The 12,316-nt window shown below is 75.1% G+C and carries 12 protein-coding genes; 2 read left to right on the top strand and 10 right to left on the bottom strand.

Translation table 11 applies throughout. The features are described 5' to 3' along the window. Nucleotides 1-96 precede the first annotated feature (96 nt). On the top strand, nt 97-942 hold the full coding sequence (locus ACJTNH_RS06150; protein ID WP_458173639.1) for a hypothetical protein: 846 nt from the start codon (nt 97-99) through the stop codon (nt 940-942). Between the two features lie 6 nt (nt 943-948). Here ACJTNH_RS06150 and ACJTNH_RS06145 read toward each other — a convergent pair whose 3' ends face one another. The 3 genes from ACJTNH_RS06145 to ACJTNH_RS06135 form a co-directional block, all read right to left on the bottom strand. Then, nucleotides 949-2,061: an Rv2578c family radical SAM protein gene (locus ACJTNH_RS06145; RefSeq protein WP_458173637.1), complete on the bottom strand. Its 1,113-nt coding sequence runs from the start codon at nt 2,059-2,061 to the stop codon at nt 949-951. Nucleotides 2,062-2,161: 100 nt separating this feature from the next. Further along, nucleotides 2,162-2,641, bottom strand: coding sequence for an Lrp/AsnC family transcriptional regulator (locus ACJTNH_RS06140; RefSeq protein WP_458173635.1), 480 nt, complete (start codon nt 2,639-2,641; stop codon nt 2,162-2,164). Further along, nucleotides 2,616-3,764: a M24 family metallopeptidase gene (locus ACJTNH_RS06135; protein ID WP_458173633.1), complete on the bottom strand. Its 1,149-nt coding sequence runs from the start codon at nt 3,762-3,764 to the stop codon at nt 2,616-2,618. The genes ACJTNH_RS06140 and ACJTNH_RS06135 overlap by 26 nt, the downstream gene beginning before the upstream one ends. A 75-nt stretch (nt 3,765-3,839) precedes the next feature. Between ACJTNH_RS06135 and ACJTNH_RS06130 the strand changes: the two genes are divergently transcribed. After that, nucleotides 3,840-4,757 (top strand): 5'-3' exonuclease, encoded by a 918-nt coding sequence (locus ACJTNH_RS06130; protein ID WP_458173829.1) that lies wholly within the window; start codon nt 3,840-3,842, stop codon nt 4,755-4,757. A 9-nt stretch (nt 4,758-4,766) separates the two neighbouring features. On the opposite strand, the gene ACJTNH_RS06125 is transcribed toward ACJTNH_RS06130, so the two are convergent. The 7 genes from ACJTNH_RS06125 to ACJTNH_RS06095 all read right to left on the bottom strand — a co-directional run bounded on the left by ACJTNH_RS06125 (nt 4,767) and on the right by ACJTNH_RS06095 (nt 12,264). Beyond that, nucleotides 4,767-5,633, bottom strand: coding sequence for a DUF4333 domain-containing protein (locus tag ACJTNH_RS06125; protein ID WP_458173631.1), 867 nt, complete (start codon nt 5,631-5,633; stop codon nt 4,767-4,769). Nucleotides 5,634-5,703: 70 nt separating this feature from the next. After that, nucleotides 5,704-8,556 carry a DEAD/DEAH box helicase gene (locus ACJTNH_RS06120; RefSeq protein WP_458173629.1) on the bottom strand — a complete coding sequence of 951 codons (2,853 nt, stop codon included), beginning with the start codon at nt 8,554-8,556 and terminating at the stop codon, nt 5,704-5,706. Nucleotides 8,557-8,682: 126 nt separating this feature from the next. After that, nucleotides 8,683-9,615 carry a twin-arginine translocase subunit TatC gene (gene tatC, locus ACJTNH_RS06115; protein WP_458173627.1) on the bottom strand — a complete coding sequence of 311 codons (933 nt, stop codon included), beginning with the start codon at nt 9,613-9,615 and terminating at the stop codon, nt 8,683-8,685. A 43-nt stretch (nt 9,616-9,658) separates the two neighbouring features. Then, a complete protein-coding gene (gene tatA, locus ACJTNH_RS06110; protein WP_458173625.1) occupies nt 9,659-9,985 on the bottom strand; it encodes a Sec-independent protein translocase subunit TatA in 327 nt (108 codons plus the stop codon). A 104-nt stretch (nt 9,986-10,089) separates the two neighbouring features. Then, a complete protein-coding gene (locus tag ACJTNH_RS06105) occupies nt 10,090-10,296 on the bottom strand; it encodes a hypothetical protein (RefSeq protein WP_458173623.1) in 207 nt (68 codons plus the stop codon). Nucleotides 10,297-10,324: 28 nt separating this feature from the next. After that, on the bottom strand, nt 10,325-11,290 hold the full coding sequence (locus ACJTNH_RS06100) for a helix-turn-helix transcriptional regulator (protein WP_458173622.1): 966 nt from the start codon (nt 11,288-11,290) through the stop codon (nt 10,325-10,327). Beyond that, nucleotides 11,287-12,264, bottom strand: a complete 978-nt coding sequence (locus tag ACJTNH_RS06095) for a helix-turn-helix transcriptional regulator (RefSeq protein ID WP_458173620.1) — start codon at nt 12,262-12,264, stop codon at nt 11,287-11,289. Before ACJTNH_RS06095 ends, ACJTNH_RS06100 begins: the two co-directional genes overlap by 4 nt. Nucleotides 12,265-12,316: the final 52 nt, after the last annotated feature.

Below are 12,316 nucleotides of genomic sequence, written 5' to 3'. Positions count from 1 at the left end.
GGCGCGCTTTTCGTTCGAGGGGTGCCGTGGTCTCTCTTGGTGAGACCCGACGAAATGCAAATCGCAAATTGTTGGGGATAACGGTAGAAATGGTTCATGAGAGGTGAGTGGCAGCCGCCGCTGCCGGACATGCCGGCCCCGCCGCCGGTACGCGCCTGGGCGAGGCTCACCCCGCCGCGGGGCTACGAACCGCAGTGGCGGCGCCTCGTCGAAGCGGCGCTGGAGCAGGGGCTGGGGCCCGATGCGCTGTCCGAGACCGGGTTGGAGCCGCTGACCGCCGCTCGCGGCTGGAAGCCCGCCACCGTGGCCCTGTACAGCAAGGTCGCCCGGTACGGCGGGCTCGGCGTGGCCCAGCCCCGGACTCCGGAACCCGATCCGCCGGTGCTGGACCTGCGCGAGCTGACCCGGGTGCGTGGCGAGGCACCCGAGCACCTGCGGGCAGTCGCCTGGTGCGCCCTCGCGCTCGGCTGGCCGGGGACCGTCGGGCAGTTCCGGGCGCTGCGCCGGGACCAGGTGCACGCCACCGCCCGCCGGCTGCTGATCAGCACCGAGGACGGCGAGTGGGCGGTGCCCGGCGCGCTGACCGCCTGGCACGCCTGGGAGTCGGTGCGCAACCGGTTCCCCGGCCTCGCCGCCAGCCCGTGGGTGCTGCCCGCGTTGCGCCGCGGCCCCGGGGTCCTGTCGCACGTGGGCGGGCAGCTCTCCACCCAGGCGCTCCAGGTGACCTTCGCCAAGCACGCGGTGCGCACCGCGACCGCGATGCGGGCCGCCGCTGCACCCTCGCACCGGGCCGCGGTCGAGGAGTTGGCCGCGGACTACCTGACCTTGTCCTACGACTCCTACCGCCGGCTCGCGCTGGCGGCCGGTGCCCCACCGGTCGGCCCGCGCGGCGCGGTGCGGGCGCTGCGCAGTGTCAGCCGGGCGGCCCGGCAGGCGGGCTGAGGCCGGTCAGCACAGCGCCAGCTGCTCCGGCTCCTCGACCGCGACGGCTCTCTCGGGTGACCGGCCGGGCAGGCTGCCGACCGGGAACCCGGCCGACTCGTCGCCCGGCAGCCCCAGGCTGCTCCCGGTGCCGGGGAGTCCGTCGACGCCGCGCGCCGCTCCCCCGCTCTGCCGGTCCAGACCGTGCCGGGCGAGGACCGGCGCCACCCGGGCGGCCAGCCAGCGGCGGTACTCCACCGGCACGTAGGCACCCCGCCCGTAGAGCTGCCGGTACCGGCCGACCAGCCCGGGGTGCTCCCGGGTCAGCCAGGCGGTGAACCACTCGCGGGCCCCGGGGCGCAGGTGCAGGGGCAGCACGGTCACCCCGGTCGCACCAGCTGCGGCGATGGCCCCGATCGCTGCCTCCAGGTGCTCGCGCTGATCGGTGAGCCCCGGCAGCACCGGGGCAAGGAACACCCCGCACGGCAGCCCGGCGTCGGTGATCGCCCTGACCAGGTCGAGCCGGGCCCGGGGCGTGGGCGCCCCCGGCTCCAGGGCGGCGTGCAGGTCGTCGTCCCAGATGGCCATCGACACCCCCATCCCGATCGGCACGTCGCGGGCCGCGGCGGCGAGCCGGGGGACGTCGCGGCGGGCCAGCGTGCCCTTGGTCAGGATCGAGAACGGGGTGCCCGAGCGGGCCAGGACGTCGATGATCCCCGGCATCAGCCGGTAGCGGCCCTCGGCCCGCTGGTACGGGTCGGTGTTGGTGCCCAGCGCGACGTGCTCGCGCTGCCAGGACGGCCGGGCCAGCTCACGGCGCAGCACGTCGACGAGGTTGGTCTTGACCACGATCTGCTGGTCGAAGTCCGCCCCGCTGTCCAGCTCCAGCCACTCGTGCGTCCCCCGAGCGAAGCAGTACACGCAGGCATGGGAGCAGCCTCGGTAGGGGTTGATCGTGTGGCCGAACGGCATGGCCGAGCCCTTCGGCACGGCGTTCAACGCGCTCTTGGCCCGCACCTCGTGGAACGTCAGGCCGGGGAACTCCGGCACCTGCACGGTGCGCAGCAGACCGCGGACGTCGGGCAGCCCGGGCAGGGCGCTCGGTTCGTCGAAGTCCAGCCGCTGGGCGTCCCATCGCATGACGCCATCCGAACACATGTTCGATCAGCCGTCCACCGGTCCGGCCCCTGCACCGGGCCCCGCCGCGAGCCTGCACGGGCGGGCGGCGGAGGGTCCTCCGTCAGACCGGCGGGCGGTCCTCGTAGAACGTCGACAGGACGACGGTGGTGCGGGTGCTGACGTTGGCCGCCGCCCGGATCTCGTGCAGCAGGCCCTCCAGTGCGTCCGGCGAGGCAACGCGCACCTTGAGGATGTAGCTCTCCACGCCGGCCACCGAGTGGCAGGCCTCGATCGCCGACAGGTGCGCCAGCCGGGCCGGGGCGTCGTCGGGCTGGCCCACGTCGATCGGGGTGATCGACACGAAGGCGGTCAGCGGCAGCCCCAGCCCCTTGGCGTCGAGCTGGGCGGCGTAGCCGGTGATCAGGCCGCGCTGCTCCAGCCGGCGCACCCGCTGGTGCACCGCCGAGACCGACAGCCCGACCCGCTCGGCCAGGTCGGTGAAGCTGGCCCGGCCGTCACGGGCCAGGGCGCTCAGCAGCACGCGGTCGACGTCGGGGGCGCCGCCCGCGCCGGGGTCACCCGGGGAGTTCGACGAGCTCACGGGGACCGTTGTTCAGGTTGCGGACGCCGTCGTCGGTGCAGACCACGATGTCCTCGATCCGGGCGCCGTACCGCCCGGGCAGGTAGATGCCCGGCTCGATCGAGAAGGCCATCCCCGGCTCCAGGGGCAGGTCGTTGCCCGCCACGATGTAGGGCGCCTCGTGACTGTCGAGGCCGATGCCGTGCCCGGTGCGGTGGATGAAGTACTCGCCCATGCCGGCCTCGGTGATGACGTCACGGGCGACGGCGTCGATCTGTGCGCAGGTGACGCCGGGGCGCACCGCGGCGACGGCCGCCGCCTGCGCCCGCTGCAGCACGGCGTACCACTCACGCAGCCCCCGGGCGGCGACGCCACCGACGATGTAGGTGCGTGTGCAGTCGGAGCGGTAGCCGGTCGCGGTCTCGCCGCCGATGTCGACGACCACGAGGTCGCCGGCCCGGACCACCCGGTCGGACAGCTCGTGGTGCGGGCTGGCTCCGTTGGGCCCGGAGCCGACGATGGTGAAGTCGACGCCCACGTGGCCCTCGGCGAGGATCGCGGCCGCGATGTCGGCGCCGACCTCGGCCTCGGTGCGACCGACCCGCAGCCACTCCCCCATCCGGGCGTGCACGCGGTCGATGGCCGCGCCGGCCCGGGCCAGCTCCGCCACCTCGGCCGGGGTCTTGACCATGCGCAGCCGGTCGATGACCGGGCTGGCCAGCTCGAGCACCGAGCCGGGCAGCGCCCGCTGGAGGCCCAGCGCGTGCTCGGCCCAGGTGCGGGAACCGACCGCCACCCGGGTGGGTGCGCTGCCCAGCCGCTCGGTGACCGCCTCGGCCAGCCGGGCGAAGGCGTCGTCGGTCTCGTCCCAGGCCAGCACCTCCAGGCCCAGTGCGCCGGCCGGCGAGGCGCCGATCATCGGCGCCTCCAGTCGGGGCACGACCAGCAGCGGCTCCCCGCGACGCGGCACCGCCAGCGCGGTCAGCCGTTCCATGGCGTGCGCGTCGTACCCGCAGAGGTAGCGCAGGTCGGACCCGGGTGTGACGACCAGGACGTCGACCCCCAGCTCGTCGGCGACCGCCCGGGCGGCGTGCACCCGGTCGATCGACACCAGCGGGGAAGGACTCGGAGAGACGGCGACCACGTCCGCAGACTAGCCACGGACCCCGACAGCTCCACCCGTCGTCATCCCACCGTTACCGTGCCCGGCGTGACCACGATGCTGCTGGACGCGGCGAGCCTGTACTTCCGCGCCTTCTACGGCGTGCCCACCAGTGTCACCACCCCCGACGGCCGGCCGATCAACGCCGTCCGCGGCTTCCTGGACATGAGCGCCCGGCTGGTCGTCGCGCACCGCCCCGACCGCTTCGTGGCCTGCTGGGACGACGACTGGCGGCCGGCGTTCCGGGTGGCGGCGCTGCCCAGCTACAAGGCCCACCGGGTGGCCGCCGAGGGCGGCGAGGAGGTGCCCGACGAGCTCGGCCCCCAGGTGCCCGTGCTGGTCGAGGTGCTCGCCGCCGCGGGGGTGACCCGGCTCGGGGCGCCCGGCTACGAGGCCGACGACGTGATCGGCACCCTGGCCACCCGCGCCCGCGGGCCGGTCGACGTCGTCACCGGCGACCGCGACCTGTTCCAGCTGGTGGACGACGCGCGGGGCGTGCGGGTGCTCTACACCAACCGCGGCATCAACGACCTGGAGTTCGTCGACGAGGCGGCGGTCGCGGCCAAGTACGGCATCCCCGGGCGCGCCTACGCCGACTTCGCGGTGCTGCGCGGTGACCCCAGCGACGGGCTGCCCGGCGTGGCCGGGGTGGGCGCCAAGACGGCGGCCGCGCTGATCAACGAGTTCGGCTCGCTGGCCGGCATCCGTGCGGCGGCGGCCCGCACAGTCGTGCCCGAGCCGCCCCTGACCGCCGCGGTGCTCAAGAAGCTGGCCGCGGCCGGGGCCTACCTGGACGCCGCGCCCGAGGTGGTCTCCGTGGTCACCTCCATCGACCTCCCCCCGGTGGACGGCGAGCTCCCCCGCCGCCCCGCCGACCCGGGAGCGCTGGCCGACCTCGCCGAGGCGCACGGCCTGCAGAGCTCGGTGCGCCGGCTGGGCGCCGCACTGGGCTGGCCGGACGACGTCCTGGGCTGAGGGTGCGGCTCAGCCGGCCTGCCAGGTGAAGTCGCCGTCCTCGCTGGTGACGGCGATGGTGACCGGCACCCGCTCACCGTCGGCGGTCGTTCCCGAGCACTGGTAGCTGGCACCGGCCCGCACGTCCATCTCCTGGTCGCAGGTCAGGTCCAGCGCCACCCCCTCGCGCTGCTCGAACTGCTCGCTCACCTGCTGCTCCACCGAGCCGGGGTCGAGGCGGGTCGGCCCGGTGACCAGGACGAACACCAGCACCGCGGCCAGGACGACCAGGAGGGAGACCAGCGACCCGTTGCGGCCGCGCCGGCGCCGGCGGTCCGGCTGCGGCGGCGCCCAGCCCGGCTGACCCCAGCCCGGCTGGCCCCAGCCGGGGGCCGGAGCCCCGTACTGGCCGGGCTGCGGGCGCTGGCCGGCGTGCTGCGGCAGCCGGCCGTACTGGCCGGGCTGCGCGTGCTGCGGGGTCTGGCCCCACTGGCCGGGCTGCGCGTGCTGCGGGGTCTGGCCCCACTGGCCGGGCTGTCCGTGCTGCGGGGTCTGGCCCCACTGGCCGGGCTGCGCGGCGTGCGGCGAGGGCTCCCCGTAGCGGCCGGGCTGCCCGTGCTGCGGGGGCTGGCCGTACTGGCTGCCGTGGTGTCCGGGCTGCCCGTGCTGGCCCCCCGGGTACGGAGCAGGACGCGACGGTGGGCCCCAACCCGAGGGCGGGCCCCAACCCGAGGGCGGGCCCCAGCCCGAGGGGGCCGACCCACCCTGCGGCGGGCCCCAGCCTGAGCCGGCGGCCTCGCCCTGCGGCGGACCCCAGCCGCCCGGGGACGGCGGCCCCCAGCCCGGCGCGGCCGCCCGGCCGTCCGGCGCGTCGTCGTCCGGCGGTGGCTGGCTCATCGTCGCTCCTCGTTCCGGTGCCCGGCCCGGCGCCACCGGGCTCCGCTGTGCTGACCGACCCAGGACCGCATCATCCGCTCACCGCCACGGCCACCACGCCCCGCCGGACCCGGCCCACCGCGGACCGGGCGACGCCGGCCAGCGGCTCGTCGGCCACCTTGGCCAGCTGGTCCAGCAGGTCGACCAGCTGGCGGGCCCACCGGACGAAGTCCCCGCCGGAGAGCTCGGTGCCGGCCTGCTGGGCGCCGTCCAGCACCCGGTCGAGGGTCTGCCCGTCGGTCCACCGGTAGGCGGCCCAGACGAAGCCGAGGTCGAGCTCCCGGGTGACCGGCACGCCGTGCTCCCGCTCGGTGTCGGCCAGCCGGCTGTGCACCCGGCGCATCTCGGCGAGCGCCCCGGCCACCTTGCCCGCCGGCACCGACGGCTGGGCGGCGCTCTCCCGGCGGGCCTCGAACACCAGGGCCGAGACCACGGCGGCCAGCTCGGCGGGGGTCAGCCCGCGGAAGACGCCGGCGCGCAGGCACTCGGCGGTCAGCAGGTCGGTCTCCGACCAGATGCGGGCCAGCCGCCGTCCGGCGTCGGAGACCACCGCGGACTCGTCCGGCGGGGTGCCGCCCTCGGCCGGCACCGGGCGGCCGGCGGGCTCGGGCCGCAGGTACCCCAGCTCCTGCAGCACGTCGCAGGTGCGGTCGAACTGCTCGGTCAGCGAGCCGGTGCGCTGGGCGATCTCCCGGCGCAGCCGTTCGGCGTCCCGCACCTCCCGCAGCCACCGGTCGGCGGCCCGGACGCGCTCCTCGCGGTCGGGCAGCGAGTGCACCGGGTGCGCGCGCAGCGCGTGCCGCAGGTCGCCCAGCACGGGGTCGTCGCCGGCCGCCGAGCGGCCCCGGGTCCGGCGCGCGCCGAGGTCGTTCTCCGCCCGGGCGTTGCGCAGGGTGGAGGCGAGGTCGCGCCGGGCGTGCGGGCTGCGGTGGTTGAAGTTCTTCGGCACCTTGACCCGGGCCAGCGCGGTCACCGGGGTCGGGAAGTCCACCGAGCCCAGCCGGCCGGCCCACTTGTCCTCGGTGAGCACCAGCGGCCGGGGGTCGGTCAGCTCGGTGATGCCCGGGTCGAGCACGACGGCGAGCCCCTGCCGGCGCCCGGTGGGCACCCGGATGACGTCGCCGGCCCGCAGCGCGGCCAGTGACTCGGCGGCCTCCAGCCGCCGCTTGGCCTGCGAGTCGCGGGACAGCGCCTTCTCCCGCTCGGAGATCTCCATCCGCAGCTTCGCGTAGCCAGCGACGTCCAGCACGGCGGCGCTGAGCCCGCCGTTCATCTCCTTGAGCAGCCGGGCGGCGTCCTCCTCGTGGCGCGCCGCCGACCGCGCCAGGCCGACGACCGACCGGTCGGCCTGGAACTGCGCGAAGGACGACGCGAGCAGCTCCCGGGCGCGGTCGCGGCCAAAGGCCCCGACCAGGTTGACGGCCATGTTGTAGCTGGGCCGGAAGGAGGAGCGCAGCGGGTAGGTGCGGGTGCTGGCCAGCCCGGCCACCACCGCCGGGTCGACGCCGGGCGCCCAGACGACGACGGCGTGGCCCTCGATGTCGATGCCGCGACGCCCGGCCCGGCCGGTGAGCTGGGTGTACTCCCCCGGCGTCACGTCGGTGTGCGCCTCGCCGTTCCACTTCACCAGCCGCTCGAGGACGACGGTGCGGGCCGGCATGTTGATGCCCAGCGCCAGGGTCTCGGTGGCGAACACCGCCTTCACCAGGCCGCGGACGAAGCACTCCTCGACCGTCTCCTTGAACACCGGCACGAGCCCGGCGTGGTGGGCGGCGAACCCGGCGAGCAGCCCCTCGCGCCACTCCCAGAAGCCCAGGACGTGCAGGTCCTCCTCCGGCAGCGAGCCGGTGCGGCGGTCGATGACCTCGGCGATCGCGGCGCGCTCGGTCTCGTCGGTGAGCCGCATGCCCGAGGCAAGGCACTGGTGCACCGCGGCGTCGCAGCCGTTGCGGCTGAACACGAAGGTGATCGCCGGCAGCAGCCCGGCCCGGTCCAGCCGCTCGATCACCTCGGGCCGGGACGGCGGCCGGTAGCGCGGCTTGTGGCTGAACCCGCCGCGGGTGCCGCCCCCGCCGCCGGACCAGCTGTCGAAGCGGCGCTCCTGCTCGTGCACGTACCGCACCAGCTCCGGGTCGACGACGGCCCGGCCGCGCTCCCGGGTCGACAGCCCGCGCGGGGTCTGCTCCCACTCCCCCGCGTGCGCCGCCGGGCGCAGCGCGAAGAGGTCGAACACCCGCCCGCCGACCAGCATGTGCTGCCACAGCGGGATCGGCCGGACCTCGCTGACCACGACGCGGGTGTCCCCGCGGACGGTGACCAGCCAGTCGGCGAACTCCTCGGCGTTGCTCACCGTGGCCGACAGCGAGACCAGCCGGACGTGCTCGGGGAGGTGGATGATCACCTCTTCCCAGACAGCGCCGCGGAACCGGTCGGCGAGGTAGTGCACCTCGTCCATGACGACGTAGCCGAGGTCGGTGAGCGCCGGGGAGTCGACGTAGAGCATGTTGCGCAGCACCTCGGTGGTCATCACCACCACCGGGGCGTCGCCGTTGATCGCGTTGTCGCCGGTGAGCAGCCCGACCTTCGCCGCGCCGTACCGGTCGCACAGGTCGCTGTACTTCTGGTTCGACAGCGCCTTGATCGGCGTCGTGTAGAAGGCCTTCCGGCCCTCCTGCAGCGCCTTGTGGACGGCGAACTCCCCGACGACGGTCTTGCCGGCACCGGTCGGCGCGCAGACCAGCACCCCCGACCCCTCCTCCAGCGCCTCGCAGGCCTCGACCTGGAAGGGGTCCAGGGAGAACCCGAGCTCGGCGGTGAAGTCCGACAGGGTGGGGTGTGCATTACGCCGGCGCGCAGCCGCGTACCGCTCAGCCGGGCTGGACATGCCCCCACCGTATGCGCGCTCGCCCACCTCGGCTCGGACGCCGTCCGCCCCGGCCAGGTGCGCCAGCACAGCCGTCGTCCCGGTCGGCCGCGAGCGGGCACGGCCGACCGGGACGGCGGGTGCGGGTCAGCGCTGGGTGTGGGTGGGCTCGTCGAGTCGGCTGGGCGTGAGGTCGAGCGGGCTCGGGGTGGTGTCCAGCGCGCTCGGGCCGTCGATCAGCGGGGAGGCCTCGTCGTCGTCCAGGCCGGTGAGGCCCTGCTCGGCCTCCCGCTTCGCGCGCCGCTTGTCGACGATCCGCGCGAACTGGATGGCGATCTCGAAGAGCACACACATCGGGGCCGCCATCGCCAGCATGGTGAACGGGTCCTGGGTGGGCGTGATGAAGGCGGCGAAGACGATGGTGAGGAAGTAGATCCACCGGCGGCTCTTGGCCAGCGCGCCGTGGGACAGGACGCCGATCAGGTTCAGCGCGACCGCGATCAGTGGCAGCTCGAAGCTGACGCCGAAGGCGACCAGCAGCGAGATGACGAAGCCGATGTACTCCTCCGCCGTCAGCAGGGCGGTCACGCCGTCACCGGCCAGGCCGAGCAGCAGTGCCAGGCCCTTGTCCAGCGAGACGTAGGCCAGGGCCGCACCGAGGGCGAACAGGGTGGTGGAGGCGGCGACGAAGCCGACGCCGTAGCGCTTCTCGTTCTTCTTCAGACCCGGGGTGAGGAACGCCCACAGCTGGTAGAGCCAGAACGGCGCGGACAGCACGACGCCGACGATGAAGCTGATCTTCAGACGGATCAGTGCGCCACCGAGGACGTTGGTGATCACCAGGTCGCAGTCACCGTCGGCCTGGCCGGGCAGCCCGCGCAGGTCGGGGTCGAGACCGCAGTACGGCGCCCGGATGAACGCACCCAGGCCGTGCTCGTACCACCAGAACGCCACCGCGGTGCCGATCAGCACGAAGAACAGCGCGATGCCGATCCGGTTGCGCAGCTCGCGGAGGTGGCTGATGAGGCTCATCGTCGCCGCGGCGTCCCGTTCGGGACGCCGCGGTCGACGGTCACGCACTCGCCCTGCCAGGGTCATGGGCGGCAGCAGTCGGTGCTGGGGTTCAGCGGTTGCTGTCGGCGGCAGCCGACGCGCGCGCCTTCTCCGCACGTGCCCGGGCCTCGGCGGCCCGCGCCTCGGCGGCGGCGGCCTCGGCCTCGTAGTCCACGGCCGACGGCGTCACCGAGGGGGCGACGATCTGGCCGGTGACCGGCGAGGTGCGGGCCTCGTCCTTGGCGCGGACGTCGTCGTCCTTCATGCCCTTCATCTCGCTCTTGAAGATGCGCATCGAGCGACCCATCGAGCGGGAGGCGTCGGGCAGCTTCTTGTAACCGAACAGCAGCAGGACGGCCAGGATGATGAGGCCGATCTCCATCGGGCCGAGGTTCATCGGACTCCTCCGAGTCGTGGTGGGGCGTGCCCGGCCGACTCTACGCGTGGAGATGAGGCGGTCCAGGGTCGCGGACGGCTGTACGCGCGCCGTCCACCTGGGGTTCAGTCGGTCGTCGCCGAGCGCTCGGCGCGCTGCGCGGCGGCCCGCTCCGCCGTGGCCTGGGCCTCGGCGAGCACGGGCCGGACGTCGCGCTCGAGGGCGCGCAGCTCCCGGTCCAGCCGCCCGGCGGCGCCGAGCAGGCCGTAGCCGAGGACACCCAGCACGAGCACGGCGAGAACCGCCACGACGATCCACACGGTCAGCAGCACGGGACGACCCTAGCTGCCGGCCCGGTGCTCAGTCGGCGTAGCGGGCCAGCGCGGCCCGGGCCTCGGCGGCCACCTGCCCGGCCAGCTCGACGGGCTCGTCGACGACGGCCGCGCCCCCGAGGGAGGCGACCAGGCGGCGGGCCCAGGCCAGGTCGGAGGTGCGGACCGAGACGGCCAGCCCACCGGGCGGGTCGGTGACCTCGGCCGGCTCCTCGACCGGGTAGTAGTCGGCGACCCAGCGGGCGGTGCGGGCCAGCCGCAGCCGCACCACAGGCGCCTCGGCGCCGGGCTGGTAGAGGCCGTCGTCCAGGTCGCGTTCGTGGGCCTGCGGGGGCGGGGCGGCGGGCTCGTCGAGCACGGCGACCTCGTCGATCCGGTCGAGCCGGAACAGCCGCACGCCCTCGGCTCCCCGGCACCAGGCCTCCAGGTACCAGTGCCCGTCGACCAGCAGCAGCCGCATCGGGTCGACGGTGCGCTCGGTGCGCTCGTCCCGGCTGGGCACGTAGTAGTGCAGGTGCAGGGCCCGCCGGCGCTCCAGGCCGTCCCGGACGACGGACAGCGACTGCTCGCGGGCGCCGACGCTGACCGCCACCGGCGCCCGGACCTCGGCCGGGTGCCCGGCCGCCGCGGAGACCTTGGCCAGCGCCCGGCTGACCGCCTCGCCCTCGGCCAGCCCGGGCAGCTCCAGCAGGGTGCGCAGCGCCACGATGAGCGCGACCGCCTCGTCGGTGGTCAGCCGCAGCGGCCGCACCATCCCGGCGGTGAAGGTGACCCGTACCCGGTCGCCCTCGAACGCCAGGTCGATCAGGTCGCCGGGGCCGTGCCCGGGCAGGCCGCAGACCCACAGCAGGTCCAGGTCGCGGCGCAGCTGGGCCTCGGTCACCCCGAAGTCGGCGGCCGCGTCGGCCAGCCGGACGCCGTCCGGGCGGGCCTGCAGGTAGGGCACCAGCGCCAGCAGCCGGGTCATCCGCTCGGCGGTGCTGGGGGCGGTCATGCCGCACCGTCCAGGGCGGCGAGCCGGGTGAGCCGCTCGACGACGGCCTCCCGCATCCGCCGCGGCGCCTCGACCAGCACGTCGGGCCCGTAGGCGGCCAGTTCGTCGGCCAGCGACCAGGGCTCGGTGGTGCGCAGCTCGAGCCGGTCGTCCCCGTCCTCGGCGGGGCCGAGCGGGACGGCGTGCCGGCGCAGGCCGATGGCGGTGCCCGGCCGGGCACGGACGACGACGAGCTGCTCCTCCCGGCGCTCGGAGCCGGCCACCACCGAGGCGAGGTCGAGGTCGGCCGGGGGCTCGAAGGCCCCGACCGGGCCGCTGGGCCTGGGGGTGCCGGTCACCCGGGACAGCCGGAACACCCGGGGTGCCTGCCGGTCGAGGTCGTGGCCGACCAGGTACCAGCGGCCGTGCCAGGCGACCACACCCCAGGGCTGCACCCGGCGGCGGCTGGCCTTGTCGGCGTCGGGACGGCGGTAGTCGAAGGTCAGCTCGCGGCGGTCGCGGGCCGCGGCGTAGCAGGGCTCGAAGGCGGGCTCCCCGGCGTCCAGCCGCGGCTGGATCGGGATGCCCCGGGTCTGGTCGACGTCCACCCCGGCCGCGCGCAGCTTGACCAGCGCGCTCTGCGCCGCCCCGGCGAGCTGGGCGGACTGCCACAGTCGCAGCGCCAGGCCGACGGCGGCCGCCTCCTCACCGGTCAGCGTGATCTCGGGCAGCTCGTAGTCGGTGCGGGCGATCCGGTAGCCGTCCTCGGTGTCGAAGACGCTGGTGCGGCCGGTCTCCAGCGGGACGCCGATCTCCCGCAGCTCGGCCTTGTCCCGCTCGAACATCCGCTTGAACGCCTCGTCGGCCCGCTCGGTGCCGTCGTCCGGCTCGTACCCGGGGACGGTGGCCCGGATCTTGGCCGCGGAGACGTACTGCCGGGTGCCGAGCAGGGCGATGACCAGGTTGACCAGTCGTTCTGCCCGCTTGGCTGCCACGCGGACAGGTTACGGCTCGGCGGCAACCCGGCCCGCTGGCTAGCCTGCCCGG

The organism is Modestobacter lacusdianchii (genome assembly GCF_054177765.1).
This window is presented reverse-complemented; position numbering and strand designations above follow the sequence as displayed.